This window comes from Olavius algarvensis spirochete endosymbiont (assembly GCA_900608495.1).
Taxonomy (GTDB): Bacteria; Spirochaetota; Spirochaetia; order DSM-2461; family DSM-2461; genus UBA2779.
Window position 1 is genome coordinate 1 of the sequence record UWYT01000220.1, and the last position, 15,812, is coordinate 15,812.

Below are 15,812 nucleotides of genomic sequence, written 5' to 3' on the forward strand. Positions count from 1 at the left end.
AATGATCAGCAAGCAGGCGATTGAAGATCTGGAGGTGGCGCTGCCAAATCTGGAAAAACAGAAAAATATCGTAGATCTGGCCACGTTGTCTGCTCGTGAACAAACCCTGCTTCACACGCTGGCCGACAAGCGGAAACAATACATTTCAACAGTACTAATGCAGTTTGTAAAAGGAGAATAAGTCATGAGCAGCAAGATTGATCAGAAAGACATCAACAACGCGGCATGGGCGGCGTGCGACACCTTCCGGGGCGTTGTTGATCCGGCGCAGTACAAAGACTACATCCTCGTGATGCTGTTTTTGAAATACATCTCGGATGTATGGCAAGACCACTACGAAGAATATCAGAAGCAGTATGGCGATGATGATGTTCGTATCCGCCGCAAGCTCGAGCGTGAACGTTTTGTTCTCCCGGTGGTGAAACTTACCGAAAAGAATTACGAAACCGGTGAAGAAACAGTTCTGGATGAATTCCCCGCCACCTATTACAGCCTTTATGAGCGCAGGTCCGCCGCCAACATCGGTGAGCTGATCAATATCGTGCTCGATCATATTGAAGAGAGCAACAAGGCCAAGCTTGAAGGGGTCTTCCGCAATATCGACTTTAACAGCGAGGCCAATCTCGGGTGGACGAAGGATCGGAATAAACGACTCAAAACGTTGCTGGAAGACTTCAACAAGCCACAGCTCAGCATGAAGCCCAGCCTCGTGTCCGAGGATGTGATCGGTAATACCTATATCTACCTGATTGAACGCTTTGCTTCCGATTCCGGAAAGAAAGCTGGAGAATTCTTCAGTCCAATCCCAGTTACGAAGTTGGTTGCTAAATTAGTTAACCCAAAACCGGGCGATCGTATTTGTGACCCGACTTGTGGTGCAGGTGGCTTGTTGATCAAGGCTGCTGAAGAAGTCGCAAAGCAAGCCGGCGATGACAAACAAGCCGCTCGCAACTTTGCTCTCTTCGGGCAGGAATCCAACGGCAGCACATGGGCGCTCTGCAGGATGAATATGTTTCTGCACAGCTTTGACAGCGCCCGGGTGGAATGGTGCGACACCCTGAACAGTCCGCTGCTGGTGGAAAATGACCGGCTGATGAAATTCAACTGCGTTGTGGCTAATCCGCCGTTCTCGTTGGATAAATGGGGTGCCGAAAGCGCCGAGAGCGACCAGTACAACCGATTCTGGCGCGGTGTCCCGCCTAAGAGCAAAGGCGACTGGGCTTTTATCAGTCACATGATAGAGACGGCTCTTGAAAAGCAGGGCCGGGTTGCCGTGGTGGTGCCTCATGGCGTGTTGTTCCGGGGCGCAGCCGAAGGCCGTATCCGCCAGAAAATGATCGAGGAAAATCTGCTGGATGCGGTGATTGGCCTGCCGGGCAACCTGTTCCCGACCACCAACATTCCGGTGGCGATTCTGGTCTTTGACCGCTCCCGTGAAAAAGGCGGCGTTCGTGAAGATTGCAAAAACGTCTTCTTTGTCGATGCCAGCCGGGAGTATGTCTCCGGGAAAAACATGAACACCCTTTCGGAAGCCCACATCGGCAAGATCATGGCAACCTACGCCGCCCGGGCTGAAGAAGAAAAATACGCCCATGTGGCCGAGTTCGCCGAGATCAAGGAAAACGACTTCAACCTCAACATTCCCCGCTATGTGGACACTTTTGAGGAGGAAGAGGAGATCGACATAGATGCGGTGCAGGTGGAAATTGACGACTTGGAAAAAGAGCTGGCAGCAGTGCGGGAACAAATGTCGATCAAGCTGAAGCAGATCGACAGGAATGCTGAGGTATGAGTGATGAATGATGAATTAAAAACAAATCAACACTCAGCATTAAGCACTCAGAGCTCGGCAAAGCCGCAAGTGAGTGCTGAGTTAAAGATTACAGATAGAAGTTTTTCATTTTCCGTGCGAGTTGTTAAGCTTTGCCAGTTTCTTGAAAATAAGGATCGGGTTTCAAAAACATTGGCCAATCAGTTGTTGCGCTCAGGAACCTCGATAGGAGCGAATATTGAGGAGGCACAAGCAGGACAAAGCAAAGCGGACTTCATTGCGAAGATGTCTATTGCACGCAAGGAAGCACGAGAAACTCACTATTGGCTGCGTCTTCTCAAAGAGTCTGAAATCGTCTCAGAAGCTCAGCTCTCAGAAGTCATCAACGAAGCAGACGAAATCATCCGTATCCTCACTGCTATCGTCAAAACCTCACAAACAAGGAATTCAAATGCTAGATAATTCATCATTCATAATTTATCACTCATCATTCGCAGCAGGCGTTATGGCCGAGAAGCTGGGGGAGATTAAGCGATGAAAGCTAAAATAAATGCCAATGGCACAGAGATTACTGTTTTATCGAAAGGAGATGAAAATGATTTTATCTCTTTAACAGATATTGCCCGTTATAAAAATCCGGATGAACCCAAGGATGTTGTCAAAAACTGGATGCGTAATAGTAGTACCATAGAATTTCTCGGTTTGTGGGAGAAATTGAATAATCCAAATTTTAAAGGGGTCGAATTCGACTCCTTTATACATGAAGCAGGGGCAAACGCCTTCACACTTTCACCGAAGAAGTGGATTTCAGCGACAAATGCTATTGGAATCATTTCAAAAGCAGGTAGATCCGGAGGAACTTTTGCACACAAAGATATCGCCTTTGAGTTTGCATCCTGGGTATCGGCAGAGTTCAAGCTCTACATTATAAAAGATTATCAACGGCTAAAGTCAGATGAGAACAGTCGAATTTCCCTCGAGTGGAATGTAAATCGAGTCATATCCAAGATTAACTATAAAATTCACACAGATGCAATCAGAGATAACCTTATCCCGCATCTTGTTTCAAAGAAGCAGCAAATTTACACCTATGCCAATGAGGCAGATGTTCTTAATGTGGCTCTTTTTGGCAAAACAGCTAAAGAGTGGAAAGAACAGAATCCCGGAGTCAAAGGAAATATGCGTGATGAAGCAAGCATTCAACAGTTGATAGTCCTCTCCAATCTTGAAAGCATGAATGCAGAGTTGATTAAACAGGAAATTCCACAGAAACAGCGACTTGTCATTCTCAACAAAATGGCCATAGAACAGATAACCAGCATTCTTGGCAGCTCAGCAATAAAACAACTGGGAGGTAGCCACAAATGAACACGGATAAATCAATGATCAGTGAAAAATGGAAATTGAAAACTGATAAACGGCTCAAGGAGATTCAGCGATGAGTAGACTTGGAACGAAAATAGAGCTTCTTTCTGGTCAGCATATTGAAGCGGCAAACACTAACACTCTGGAGAATGGAGTTCCCTATTTAACTGGCCCTGCTGACTTTATTGGCAAAAAGCCTGTTGCTACTAAATACACCGAGTTTCCAAAGGTTTGTTGCGATAAAGGCGATATCCTAATAACCGTAAAAGGTTCCGGAACAGGGAGTATCGCAATTTCAGATGCAACATACTGTATTTCAAGACAATTGATGGCTATAAGGTGCAAAGGTATCAATCCCTTCTTTGCGCAGTATTTATTAGAACTAAACGAGAAGAAGTTTAATTCAAGTGCAGCAGGGCCAATTCCAGGGATTTCAAGGACTGACGTCTTAAACTTGAGAGTTCCCAAAACTCCACTCCCCGAACAAAAAGCCATTGCTGATCTGCTGTCCACTTGGGATGAGGCTATCGAGAAAACCGAACGGCTGATTCTGGTGAAGGAAACGCGCTTTAAGCGGTTGCTAAACGACCTGATTCATCAGGGCCGTAGTAACCATACTTGGACAGGTTACAACCTTAGTGACCTTTGCAGCCTGGTTTCTCGCAAGAATGGCGAAAACAATACGAATGTACTGACTTCTTCTGCTCAGAACGGATTAGTCAGTCAGCTTGAGTATTACAACAAAAGTGTATCGTCCAAAAATGTGACAGGTTACTACCTTCTGAAAAAGGGTGAATTTGCTTACAACCGAAGTTCCGCCAAGGGATACCCCTATGGTGCAACAAAGCGTTTGGACAGATATGAAAAAGGCGTTTTATCGACCTTATATCTCTGTTTCGCTTTAAAATCAAATGCCCCCTGTGAATCTGATTTTCTTCTTCACCTCTTCGAGTCTGGTGCGACAAACCGCGAATTGCGTGCAGTCTGTCAAGAGGGGGCGAGAAGTCACGGACTATTGAATATCACGAAGTCTGATTTTTTCGGAATCAAACTCTTTCTTCCTGACCAAGACCAACAGAAGAAAATTCAGTCTGCTCTGAATACAGCTCAAGACGAAATCGATCTACTGAAACAGCTCGCAGATAAATACAAAACCCAGAAGCGCGGCCTGATGCAGAAGATGCTCACAGGCGAATGGCGGGTAAAACCGGAAATCGTTAACCAATACATGGAGGCGTAATCATGGCAAAAGGTAAAAATCAGCACGTTGTAAAACATCCCGATGGCTGGGCGGTTAAAGGCGAAGGTAACAGCAAGGCGACCAAAGCTACCCGCACACAGGCGCAGGCCATTGATAAGGCAGAGAACATCGCCAGAAACCAGAAGTCGGACACTAAAATTCATGGCGTGGACGGAAAGATCCGTGCTGGCAACAGCTACGGAAACGACCCGTGCCCGCCCAAGGATAAAAAGTAAGGAGTGATTCAATGCCAATATTTATATCGCATACAACCAGAGATGATGAATTAGCCAAAAAGGTGTTTCGGCGGCTTAACCGTATCCACGATATCACCTGTTATATCGATGATATGGATAAGGAGCTTGGAAATAACCGTGGTAAATCAAGCCTCACTCCATTACTGGTCGACAGACTGCGCAAATGCGACACATTGCTTGCTGTTGTCACAGAAAACACAAAGGGATCATGGTGGGTGCCATTTGAAATTGGCGCTGCACGAGAAATGCCCCGGGTTATATCAAGCTTTACACCTCTACCGGATCGTTCCTCTTATAGCTTGCAAGAGACATTGCCGGAATACCTTCTTGAGTGCCCTCGGCTGCGCTCTGATGGCGATATAGATGTTTTTGCAAGAGAGTACAAAAGACAGTCTCTGCTGCTGGAAAAAAGCATTGGGCTTGAGAACTTCTCTCAAAGATCGGCCTCGGTTAATAATGCCCGGAACTTTGAATCTACTGTAATGAAATCACTGGGTCAGAGGAGTTATTGATGAGCTTTTACAATTTTTACAACACCAATGTAACCCCCAAACACAAGACGTTTATCAGTTTTCATCATGCAGATGATTACTACAAAAAGCATCTTGAGACTCAATGGGGTGAGCAGTTCGACGGGTTTGTTTCAAGGTAAGTCGGGGATGGCGATATTAACCCATATTTTCCCACAGATTTTATCCGCCAGTTGATTCGTGATGATTTCATTTCTGATGCCACCGTTACACTTGTGCTTGTCGGACAGGGAACATGGCGCAGAAAGCATGTGGACTGGGAAATAGCTTCGAGTATTCGTAACACGAAGAATAATTCAAGAACTGGATTATTGGGTTTACTGCTGCCGACCTATTCGGCACAGCTACCATACGGGATGAATTCGTCAGTTTTGAAGTATACGGAAAATGGCAGCGTCTATAATCCATATACAATTTCTCCACGGTTGAATGACAGCATTGAATGCGGATTCGCCAAAATATATGCCTGGCCGACCTCTCCAGATGATTTGCACCAATGGATTCATGATGCATTTCAGCGACGTAAAACATGTCTGCCGACAAACCGTCGGGACAGTTTTTCAAATAATAGAACCGAAGCTCAAACACATTGGAGGGATTAACAATGATATCAAGTACAAATAAAAGGAAGGTTTTTATTTCACATTATAAAGGGGACCGGAACGAGGTTGATGCTTTTATAAAGGATTACTCATCCGTTTTCATCCCTAAGGTGTTGGGTGCCAACGATAATGATGAATTTATAAACAGCACGAACACCGACTATGTCATGCAGCGCATAAGGGAAGAATACCTTGGTGACAGTACCGTAACGATTGTTTTGATAGGAAGCTGCACACATAGTCGACGATACGTTGACTGGGAGATTAAGAGTTCTTTGCGTCAGGGACAATACACCCCCAATGGATTGATTGGCATCCTTCTGCCAAGCCAAGGAAACTCAGCGCATCTGCCCCCACGTATTAAAGCGAACTGGGCCAAAGGCGAGTCTAATTGTTATGCGCGGTACAGGCCTTATCCGTATTCAAAAGAGGAACTGTCTATTTGGATTGAAGATGCATATCAGGCCCGAACTTCTCGGGCGCATCGGATCCAGAACTCTCAGGATATGATGAAGTACAATGGCGTGTGTAAAATTTGCGGGGTGACACATTGATGACAACAGAATACAAACCACCCTTAGCCATACATTTTATTTGGAACCCGGCAGATGATGAGCCTGTAGCTACGATCCTTGATGCTGTCAGGTCCAGCTTTGCGCGTGATGTAGACCGGCCGTTTTCTCGTGGCTTAAACATACCGCTATTTTTCTATAGCTCAGAAAGCCCGAATCAGTTTCCGCCACACTCACCTGCACAGCAGGCTGCAAAAGATATTGTATTCGTGTTCGCAAGCGTAAATACATTAGGGCGGGACTCATGGAAATCATACATTGATCAACTGTCACTATCGGACACCTTTCTGGCGGTTCCAATAGCCATTGATAGAAATGGATTGGATCATGGCGGTGAAGGCAGTCTCAAAAATCTAAATTTCCTGAGGTTTTACGAATGGCAGGGAGATTTAAAAGAGCAGCGGGCTATACTGGCCATGGCTCATGAAATATACAGACACGGTTTTGTCGAAATTAGTAAAATGATCATGGCAAGTGTTCATCAATTAAGATTTTTTTAAGCCATGCAAAAGCTGGAGATACTGGCCGCCTCCACGCTGAATCAATCTATAAATTCATCGATAGTACCAATATGTCGCGATTTTTTGATGCGACCGAAATATCGCCGGGCTTCAAATTTGATGAAGAAATTATTAAGCACATAAAAGAATCCACATTGGTAGCGATAGGAAGTGACGCCTATTCCTCAAGATATTGGTGTCAGAGAGAAATCCTTTGCGCTAAACAACATCAGCGGCCAATCATCGCGGTTGATTGTCTTCAAGATTTTGAAGACAGAGTTTTCCCCGCAGGATCTAATGTCCCCTGTGTGCATGTTTCGCCGGACACTCCGATTAGCGAGTCTGATATATTGCGTATCTTAATTGCAACCATTCTTGAAACGATACGCCACCTACATGCTCAAAAATCACTCGAATATTATCAAAGCCAGAATTGGATCGATAATGACTGTGCCATCATTTCACGGCCACCCGAAATCCGTCAGGTAATCGACTTAAAAAAAAGTGGGAAACAAAAAATTTGTTACCCTGAACCTTCGCTCTACTCCGAGGAAGCAGACTGGCTTTCTCATTTTGAAGTGGATGCGTTTACGCCCTTGTGGAACAAGGCTGAAGATGGGGCTTTGGGTTGTTGCAGAATAGGTATTTCCATCTCTGATAATCCTGTCGGTAATTATTCAGATTGCCACCTACATGCCGATCATCTGAAGAGACTATCCCAAGATCTGGCACGCCACCTTCTTGCGAGAGCGGGAACAGTTATCTATGGCGGAGACCTTCGCAAAGATGGATTCACACATTTTATACTTGATGAGGCGATAGCACTAAAGACTCGTCTCAATACCGATAGCATTCATGTTGAGAATCATCTGGCTTGGCCTCTGCATGTATCAGATCCAGAAATTGTTGCTTGGAGAGCTAAGTATAGTGGGATCGTAAAAACTGTTGAGCATGATATTCCAGATGATATTGCAAAAGGCATCGATAAGAGTGTCTTCATTGCTCCAAGTGGAACAGATAACAAATATATCTGGTCCCGTTGCCTTACACGGATGCGAGAGAAATCCATTGAGTTGTCTCATGCACGAATATGCGCTGGGGGTGAACTTGCGGGCTATCACGGAAAAATGCCGGGTGTTCTTGAAGAGATAATAATTTCAATAGAAAAAAATAAACCAATCTTTTTGCTCGGCGCTTTCGGTGGTGTTGTTGCCGAGGTTTGTAAAACAATCTTAGATAAGGCTATTGCTGAACCGATAACCGAACACTGGCAGATTACAAATAACGGTGGGTATTTTGAGCTTCAGGAAAAAGCCAAACAAGGAAGTCAGAATGCTGACTACACGAAGATCAAGACCGTTTTAGAAGGCATATCAGTGGATGATTTGGCACGTTCTTCCGGCCTTAGTTCAGACGATTATCAGCGATTAATAGAATCCCCTTTTGTAGATGAGTGCGTGCATCTTGTTTTAAAAGGACTAAAAGCATTAGCTTCTGCCAGTGTGAGTACAAAAACGGAGGGGCATGATGAGTAACTTTCAGATAAATGAAAAGCATCTTTCTCAAATCCCGGTTTTGCAGCTTTTGATTGGCTTGGGATTTGAATTTTTGACACCGGCCGAAACACTCCGAGAAAGACAGGATCGAACATCCAATGTTTTGTTGGAAAGTATTCTGCGCAACCAGCTCAAAGAGATAAACCGCATTCGATACAAAGGCAGTGAGTATCTCTTTAGCGAAGAGAATGTGCAGTCGGCTATCCAGAAGCTGAAAAACATCAAATACGACGGCCTGCTGAAGACCAACGAGGCTATTTACGATCTGATTACGCTTGGGACGGCCATGGAGCAGACCATTGAGGGCGACTCAAAAAGCTTCAACATGAACTATGTCGACTGGCGTAATCCCGGTCGCAACAAGTTTCATGTGACGGTCGAATACAGTGTTGAACGTTCCAGAAGTACAGAGACCGCCCGTCCGGATATAGTTCTCTTCGTTAATGGTATTCCGTTTTGCGTGATTGAGTGCAAAACGCCGCAGATTGAAGTGGAACAGGCTGTTTCGCAGTCGATCAGAAATCAGAATGATGACTATATCCCGAAACTCTTCATCTACAGCCAAATGGTATTGGCACTGAATAAAAACAGCGCTATGTACTCAACAACGGGAACCGCTGCAAAATTCTGGGGGGTATGGAAAGAGCCTCAGATGGATAACGGCGAGCGAGAATTTGAAAAACTGGCAGCAGTAGTCAACCAACCACTTGCCGAGGATGTTATCGCCAGAATTTCTTCTACCTTTGATGTTAAGCCGGAAACTTTTACCGGTAACAGACTGGTGACCGAACAGGATAAATCTCTGTTCTCCCTTTGCCGTCCGGAAAGGCTCTTGGAATTGGCGTGGAAGTTTACTGTGTTTGACGGGGGGATCAAAAAGGTTGCCCGCTATCAGCAGTATTTCGTCATCAAGTCTACCTTGAACCGGGTTAAGCATTTCGATAGCACCAATTCACGTAAAGGCGGTGTTATCTGGCACACCCAGGGATCGGGAAAGTCACTGACCATGGTGATGCTGGCCCGTAACCTGGCCTTAGATCCCGAAATTTTGAATCCGCGAATTGTTCTTGTGACAGACCGTGACGACCTCGACAAGCAGCTTGGGAACACCTTTGCCGCCTGCGGCCTTGAAGCAAACCGGGCAACATCAGGCAGAAACCTGTTGGAATTGGTTGCTGAAAAGAAGTCAGGAATTATCACAACCCTCATTCATAAGTACGACAAAGCTTACGCGGTAAAGAAATATCAGGATGAATCGCCCGATATTTTCATTCTGGTGGATGAGAGTCACCGTACTCAGTTCGGCTCCTTTTCCGCCCGGATGAGACAGATGTTTCCCCATGCCTGTTATTTGGGATTTACCGGCACGCCGCTTTTGAAGAAGGAAAAGAACAACTTTACCAAATTCGGTGAACTGGTGGAGCCCCATTATTCCATCACACAGGCCGTTGAAGATGGCACGGTGGTTCCGCTTCTGTATGAGGGGCGGCATGTGGAGATGACACAGAACCAGACCGCTGTTGATCTGTGGTTTGAGCGTCACACACAGGGGTTGACCAAGGAGCAGCAGGCGGACCTGAAACGGAAATATGCACGAGCGGAAATGCTGAACAAAGCCGATCAGGTCATCTACATGAGAGCTTTTGACATCAGCGAGCACTTCCGTTCCAACTGGCAGGGAACGGGATTCAAGGCCCAGCTGGTGGCCCCGAATAAAGCATCTGCGCTCAAGTACAATGCGTATCTGAATGAGATTGGTATTGTCAGTTCCGAGGTTGTTATCTCGCCACCGGATATGCGCGAAGGCTATGAAGAGACCAATGATGAAACAACGGATGAGGTCGTAAAATTCTGGCAAAAAATGATGAAGCGCTATGGCAGTGAAGAAGAATACACCAAACAGCTCATCAACCAGTTTAAACACGGTAGCGAACCTGAAATCCTTATTGTCGTTGATAAGCTGCTAACGGGTTTTGACGCTCCGCGAAACGCGGTCCTCTATCTGTGCAGGGTGTTAAGGGAGCACACGCTGCTTCAGGCAATTGCCCGGGTCAACCGGCTTCATGAGGGTAAGGAGTTCGGATTTATTGTCGACTATGCAAGCGTCCTCGGTGAGCTGGACAAAGCCCTTACCATGTACAGCGCATTTGAAGGATTCGATGAATCCGATCTGGTCGGAACGCTGACATCCATTAACAGCGAGATCGAAAAACTACCCTCCCGGTATTCCGATCTTTGGGATCTATTCAAAACGGTTAAGCATTCCTACGATGAAGAAGCTTATGAAGTGCTGCTTGCCGACGATGAGCTCAGAGAAGAGTTTTACGGCCGTCTTTCGGAGTTCGGAAAAACCCTTGGTATCGCACTCTCCTCCGAGAAGTTTCTGACCGAAACCGATGAAAAAACTTTGTCCAGATACAAGGCAGACCTTCGGAAATTCCAGTCACTCAAGGCGTCTGTCAAGCTCCGGTATGCAGAGGCAATTGATTACCGGGATTATGAGCTCAAAATCAAAAAACTGCTGGATACACATATTCAGGCTAATGAAGTTGTTCAGCTGAATGAGCCGGTCAATATCTTTGACGACAAAATGTTCAATCAGGTCAAAGAGGAACAAGGCGTCTACCAGACCAAAAAAACAACGGCTTCAAAGGCTGATACGATTGCACACGCCACGAAGAAAGTCATCACCGAAAAGATGGATGAAGACCCTGCGTTTTACGAGAAGTTCTCAAAACTGATCCAGCAGGCCATTGAAGATTTCAGGGCTAAGAGGATATCCGATCTGGATTATCTGAACAAAGTCGTCGATATCCGCAACAAGGTTGTTGGCAAGGTGCATGATGATATACCGGATAAGCTTTCCGGGAATGAAAATGCCATGGCCTATTTCGGGGTGCTTAAGCCTTTACTTGAAAAACACGAATTAAGTGAAGAAGACCTTGAATCAGCTGCGGCTGATACGGGAATTGCTATTCATGGCATATTGGAAAAACACAAGAAGGTTCACTTCTGGGATGATGAGGACGCTCAGAAACAGGCGGTTAATGAGATTGAAGATTACCTCTATGATGAGCTCAAGAGGGAAAGAGGGATCGAACTGTCGCTTGATCAGATGGATGACATCATCGAAAAGGTCCTGCAGGTAGCAAAGCACAGGAGCTATAAATAATGGAGGCATTAATCCATAACAACAAACACTCGGCTGTTTACGGGCGGAAGACCATCGATTTCAGTCTGTTGTACTGTGACAGAAAAACGATGGAAATTGCTGTGCATCCTGACAGCACGGTTATCGTTAAAGCACCCGTGCAGTCCGATTTCACATTGATAGAAAAGAAAATAATAAAGCGGGCTCGCTGGATTCTCAGGCAGTTGAATTATTTCAAGCAGTTTAATCCAAAGACTCCTGATCGCTGTTACGTGAACGGCGAGACCCACTTGTACCTTGGAAAGCAATATCGCTTGAAATTAACTGAAGGCACGGAAAACTCAGTGAAATTGTCTCGTGGCTTTTTTCATATCACTTGCCGGAACGAACCGACTCCAAATGCAGCCAAGAAGCTATTGAACCAATGGTATTCGGAAAAGGCACAACTTCAATTTGCAGAAAGCATGGATCGCTGCTGGCAGAAATTCAATGGTCTCGGTATTGACCAGTCAAAACTCTCCATCAAGCGAATGCAAAAAAGATGGGGCAGTCTTTCAGACAAGGGCACAGTAACCCTCAATACAGACCTGATCAGAGCGCCTAAAGAATGTATTGACTATGTTGTTACGCATGAGCTGTGTCACCTGAAATATCATGATCATAGCCCAGAGTTTTATAAGCTCCTCGACTCAGTCATCCCGGGCTGGGAAAAGATAAAACACAAACTCGAACTCAGTATGGTGTGATCATGAAAAGGAATATTTTAATACATATAGAATGGGGAGCAACTCTATGAGCATTCAAGACGCAATCAAACAAATTTTGAAGGAAGCTGGAAAGCCCCTCCATGCCAAAGAGATCACCGAGCAGATTATTGAAGCTGGCTTGTGGTCTACCGATGGCAAAACGCCGGAGGCCACTGTCAGTGCCCGCCTGTATTCGGACATCAAAAAACATGGGGACCAGTCGATCTTTGTGCAGGTTGCGCCTCGGACGTTCTCCCTTCGGAATGTACAGCCTGTTGCTGTTTACGATGCCAGGGAACCAGAACCCAGGAGCGAGAGTCCTCCGGACAGCTCGAAAGCAACGTATTCCTTCCTGGATGCCGCTGAAAAGGTGCTGGATCAGTTTGGCAACCGGGACTCCATGCATTCCCGGGATATTACTGATAAAGCCATGAAGCAGGGATGGTTGAATACCTCAGGCAAGACTCCCGAAGCAACAATGAATGCTCAAGTTGGTTACGGAAATCAAACGGGCAAAAGCCAGTGGTGTGCCCGGCCGGTTTGTACGTACATCACCCGGGCATTACAGCCTCGTCAAATGGATGGGAACCGGCCTCCCATATCAAATTTCCAAGCACAATCGAGAGATCCGGAAGAAGCTGCTGTTCCAGTTAAGGCAAGTCTAACAATCCAGTTCTTGTCAATCGTGTGGCGGCAGCCTGCACGCTCGAAGTTTCCACAACTGTTGATTCAGGTAAGTTTAATCAGGTATTCAGTTGGCTTATACGTGAAGGAATAATCCCTGCATATCCGGCAGAAGAGGATCAGGATTGGTTTTCAAAAAACATTTTCCTGCTGAAAATCATCGAAGATGAGTTTAGCGATGAGCTTCGGGACAATAAAACGGATGAGTTTTATCTGAGCCAGTTTGTCTGGGTGCTCTATGAGAATCTGTCCAATCCATTTAGCCTGAAAAAGCAGATCGTTAAATACGGTGCTCCCGGAACCGGGAAAACATACCAAGCTCGTCAGCAAACCTCGCTGCTGTTTGATATCTGGAAAGAGGAGTTTGCTTCGAATAGTAGTCTCACACACTCAAGCCAGATTGAGCTGGTTCAATTTCATCCTTCTTTCAGTTATGAAGACTTCATGGAAGGCTTACGCCCTGTTCTGGATGGTAATGGAACCGCGCAGCTGACATTGCAGAATGGTGTTTTCAAAGAATTTTGCCGAAACGCCGGTAAGTGGGAAATTGATGTTTGCGGTCTTGGTCTCGATCGGGACTGGGAATCAATCACGATCGATGAGCTCCGTCTCCATAGAGAAAAATTATCAGGTGATCACTGGCAGTACATCTTCGAAATATCTGACTCGTCCAAGCTGGTATCTGATGCTGTGCCACCATTCTTCTTTATAATCGATGAAGTGAACGGGCCGAGTTGTCTCGGGTTTTTGGTGAGCTGATGTATTGCCTGGAATATCGTGGCGTCCAAGGCAGCGTCAAAACCCAGTATGCTAATCTAAATAACGAACATACCGGCATGCGTCAGACCGATCAGGGGTACCTGTTCTTTATTCCAACAAACATCTATCTGATCGGAACGATGAACACCATTGACCGGAGTGTGGAAAGTTTTGACTTTGCTCTCCGGCGAAGATTTCGCTGGGAATGAGGTAACGCCGGATACAGGGCTATTTGAGATACTATCTGAATCAGTTCTGCAAAACCTGGGTTCCTCTGGCAGACAATCTTGAACAGCCAGATAGCCAAGGAACCTTTGCTGGGCCATGATTATCAAATCGGTCATGCCTATTTGATGAACTTGAAGTATGCCACCAGCCTTACAGTCGCGGAAGTAAGAGAGCGGGTTTGGGATGATTGCATCCGGCCTTTGCTGCAGGAATACCTACGCGGTACCGGCAAGGAGGCTGAGCTCATCGGATCACAGGAACAAGCCGGAACCTTCGAAAAGGCTTTTGGAGTCAGGTAGGATGCGTCTTTATCATTTCATCAAGGGGCACAAAGAAGATGAAGAGGACTTCATTGGTCTATTGAACAACCAAAGCTACGTTTTTGATGGCTCAATTGTAAAGAACGGCAGGCTTCCCTCGGGAACCGTTGTATTTGATGAAGCTCCGGGACGTCGGACAAGACCTGAGCATTTTGAAAATGAAATCTGGCATTTTTTGAATTCGGTTTCCCGTGATGTAGAAAAAACGCTGAATGACAGCATTGCCGATGCCCTCATCCTCTTCAATGATGTAAGATTACGAACACAATACCGACGGTGGATTTATTGGTGTAACTGGTACTGATGCCAGAAATTTCACTCTCAACACAAGCAATCTGATTGGGTTTGTCAAACGTGGCGATTATTCCCTGAAGATCAGTTCCCGGTTTGGTGATGCTTTCCTTCAGTACATCATTGCCGATGCCGACGGGTTTCTCGAGCTGGAAAACATTGGTGGCGAAAGTCACGCCGATGGATATGAGTGGCTCCTTGCATATCTTTGGAATATCAAGTTCAAGAGGGCTTACCGGCTGGGGCTTCCCAAAACCTACATTACAAAGAATGATCGGATATCCCGCGTTCGCGGAACAATCAATGCGGTTGACTACTTCCGGAACAATACCTCTGGTAAATATTTATGCTCCTATCGAGAGCACAGCTACGACAGTCCCGCAACCTCGCTTTTCATCAAAGCCTATGAGGCGGTTGAGCATTACTCCTTCTGCCAGCGTACAAGGAATGTCTACAATTCCTTTCTTACCGCTAATCAGGGTGTGAAAAGATTCCGTCAGGAAATCTTGAGAACGCCGTATTTCACCAATCCGTTCTACAACGACTATAACGTGCTGATAGATCTGTCGAAGCAAGTCATCAGCCAGCAAGGTTCTGGTTTTAACTCCCGGCATGATTCGAGCGCCTTCTTTTTCGATATATCGATGCTTTTTGAATATTTCATCCGGAAACTCATCAAACGTGATGGGGTTCGGCTGCTTAGCAAGTTCGAGCAACGCTATGAAATACCGGCCGGTGCTCAAAGGCAGCTATATGCGCAAACTTGAACCGAACCTTGTTTTTGAGAGTGATGGCGGCCTGTACGTCTTTGATGTGAAGTATAAAGCCTTTGATCCACAATTCGGCGTCAAGCGCGAACACCTTTTCCAGCTGCACACATACATAGGGCAGTATGGAAATGGGGCCTCGATAAAGGGATGTGGTTTTGTTTACCCGATATCAGAAGAGAGATGGGCTGCACTCAATCTGGATAAAACGCAGAGGCTAATTTCGGATGTTATTCGCCAGCAAGAGCAAGAAATTCCTTTTCATGTCCTTTTCCTGAAAATCCCTGACAATACATCTCTTGATTTTAACAGGCTCATGAGCGAACAGTGTCGTATGTTCATTGATACTATCCATTCGAAAATACTGATTAAGGAGAAGATCGCTGCATGGGCATAGATAAGAATTCAAAAGCCCAAAGATGCCTGCTTGGCCAGCTTGCCGGTGATGCGCTGGGAAGTCTGGTTGAGTTTCA

21 protein-coding genes are annotated in these 15,812 nt (G+C 45.8%); all 21 read left to right on the forward strand.

Annotated elements, in window-relative coordinates:
* Nucleotides 1–181, forward strand: a 181-nt coding sequence (locus S1OALGB6SA_RS10235) for a restriction endonuclease subunit S domain-containing protein (RefSeq protein ID WP_230204466.1), incomplete at its 5' end; no start/stop codon positions are given.
* Nucleotides 182–184: 3 nt separating this feature from the next.
* Nucleotides 185–1,792, forward strand: a complete 1,608-nt coding sequence (locus S1OALGB6SA_RS06425; RefSeq protein WP_124032916.1) for a type I restriction-modification system subunit M — start codon at nt 185–187, stop codon at nt 1,790–1,792.
* Between the two features lie 3 nt (nt 1,793–1,795).
* The gene (locus tag S1OALGB6SA_RS06430) at nt 1,796–2,233 is read left to right on the forward strand and encodes a four helix bundle protein (protein WP_124032924.1); all 438 of its coding nucleotides are present in this window, start codon (nt 1,796–1,798) and stop codon (nt 2,231–2,233) included.
* Nucleotides 2,234–2,305: 72 nt separating this feature from the next.
* Nucleotides 2,306–3,139 carry a KilA-N domain-containing protein gene (locus tag S1OALGB6SA_RS06435; RefSeq protein WP_124032917.1) on the forward strand — a complete coding sequence of 278 codons (834 nt, stop codon included), beginning with the start codon at nt 2,306–2,308 and terminating at the stop codon, nt 3,137–3,139.
* Nucleotides 3,140–3,209: 70 nt separating this feature from the next.
* Nucleotides 3,210–4,376, forward strand: a complete 1,167-nt coding sequence (locus S1OALGB6SA_RS06440) for a restriction endonuclease subunit S (protein WP_124032918.1) — start codon at nt 3,210–3,212, stop codon at nt 4,374–4,376.
* Nucleotides 4,377–4,378: 2 nt separating this feature from the next.
* On the forward strand, nt 4,379–4,612 hold the full coding sequence (locus tag S1OALGB6SA_RS06445) for a DUF2188 domain-containing protein (protein WP_124032919.1): 234 nt from the start codon (nt 4,379–4,381) through the stop codon (nt 4,610–4,612).
* An 11-nt stretch (nt 4,613–4,623) separates the two neighbouring features.
* On the forward strand, nt 4,624–5,145 hold the full coding sequence (locus S1OALGB6SA_RS06450; RefSeq protein ID WP_124032920.1) for a toll/interleukin-1 receptor domain-containing protein: 522 nt from the start codon (nt 4,624–4,626) through the stop codon (nt 5,143–5,145).
* The gene (locus S1OALGB6SA_RS10655) at nt 5,145–5,285 is read left to right on the forward strand and encodes a TIR domain-containing protein (RefSeq protein ID WP_230204467.1); all 141 of its coding nucleotides are present in this window, start codon (nt 5,145–5,147) and stop codon (nt 5,283–5,285) included. Before S1OALGB6SA_RS06450 ends, S1OALGB6SA_RS10655 begins: the two co-directional genes overlap by 1 nt.
* A gap of 51 nt (nt 5,286–5,336) precedes the next feature.
* Complete coding sequence (locus S1OALGB6SA_RS06455) at nt 5,337–5,765, forward strand: TIR domain-containing protein (protein WP_230204468.1); 429 nt, start codon at nt 5,337–5,339, stop codon at nt 5,763–5,765.
* A gap of 2 nt (nt 5,766–5,767) precedes the next feature.
* Nucleotides 5,768–6,319, forward strand: a complete 552-nt coding sequence (locus S1OALGB6SA_RS06460) for a TIR domain-containing protein (RefSeq protein ID WP_124032921.1) — start codon at nt 5,768–5,770, stop codon at nt 6,317–6,319.
* Entirely contained in the window at nt 6,319–6,837 is a 519-nt protein-coding gene (locus tag S1OALGB6SA_RS10660) for a hypothetical protein (RefSeq protein ID WP_230204469.1), read from the forward strand. Before S1OALGB6SA_RS06460 ends, S1OALGB6SA_RS10660 begins: the two co-directional genes overlap by 1 nt.
* Nucleotides 6,838–6,881: 44 nt before the next feature.
* A complete protein-coding gene (locus S1OALGB6SA_RS06465; protein WP_371686047.1) occupies nt 6,882–8,372 on the forward strand; it encodes a hypothetical protein in 1,491 nt (496 codons plus the stop codon).
* Nucleotides 8,362–11,565, forward strand: coding sequence for a type I restriction endonuclease subunit R (locus S1OALGB6SA_RS06470; protein WP_230204471.1), 3,204 nt, complete (start codon nt 8,362–8,364; stop codon nt 11,563–11,565). The genes S1OALGB6SA_RS06465 and S1OALGB6SA_RS06470 overlap by 11 nt, the downstream gene beginning before the upstream one ends.
* The gene (locus S1OALGB6SA_RS06475) at nt 11,565–12,290 is read left to right on the forward strand and encodes a M48 family metallopeptidase (protein WP_124032922.1); all 726 of its coding nucleotides are present in this window, start codon (nt 11,565–11,567) and stop codon (nt 12,288–12,290) included. Before S1OALGB6SA_RS06470 ends, S1OALGB6SA_RS06475 begins: the two co-directional genes overlap by 1 nt.
* A gap of 46 nt (nt 12,291–12,336) precedes the next feature.
* Nucleotides 12,337–13,068, forward strand: coding sequence for a winged helix-turn-helix domain-containing protein (locus tag S1OALGB6SA_RS06480; protein ID WP_195910333.1), 732 nt, complete (start codon nt 12,337–12,339; stop codon nt 13,066–13,068).
* Nucleotides 12,978–13,733, forward strand: a complete 756-nt coding sequence (locus tag S1OALGB6SA_RS10240) for a 5-methylcytosine-specific restriction endonuclease subunit McrB (protein ID WP_195910334.1) — start codon at nt 12,978–12,980, stop codon at nt 13,731–13,733. The genes S1OALGB6SA_RS06480 and S1OALGB6SA_RS10240 overlap by 91 nt, the downstream gene beginning before the upstream one ends.
* On the forward strand, nt 13,733–13,942 hold the full coding sequence (locus S1OALGB6SA_RS10920; RefSeq protein ID WP_371686046.1) for a hypothetical protein: 210 nt from the start codon (nt 13,733–13,735) through the stop codon (nt 13,940–13,942). Before S1OALGB6SA_RS10240 ends, S1OALGB6SA_RS10920 begins: the two co-directional genes overlap by 1 nt.
* A gap of 78 nt (nt 13,943–14,020) precedes the next feature.
* The gene (locus S1OALGB6SA_RS10245; protein WP_195910335.1) at nt 14,021–14,260 is read left to right on the forward strand and encodes a hypothetical protein; all 240 of its coding nucleotides are present in this window, start codon (nt 14,021–14,023) and stop codon (nt 14,258–14,260) included.
* 1 nt (nt 14,261) lies between these two features.
* Entirely contained in the window at nt 14,262–14,585 is a 324-nt protein-coding gene (locus S1OALGB6SA_RS10665) for a hypothetical protein (RefSeq protein ID WP_230204472.1), read from the forward strand.
* A 70-nt stretch (nt 14,586–14,655) separates the two neighbouring features.
* Nucleotides 14,656–15,339, forward strand: a complete 684-nt coding sequence (locus tag S1OALGB6SA_RS10925; protein WP_371686048.1) for a 5-methylcytosine restriction system specificity protein McrC — start codon at nt 14,656–14,658, stop codon at nt 15,337–15,339.
* Nucleotides 15,293–15,736, forward strand: a complete 444-nt coding sequence (locus tag S1OALGB6SA_RS10800; RefSeq protein ID WP_306766991.1) for a 5-methylcytosine restriction system specificity protein McrC — start codon at nt 15,293–15,295, stop codon at nt 15,734–15,736. Before S1OALGB6SA_RS10925 ends, S1OALGB6SA_RS10800 begins: the two co-directional genes overlap by 47 nt.
* Nucleotides 15,737–15,812 lie beyond the last annotated feature (76 nt).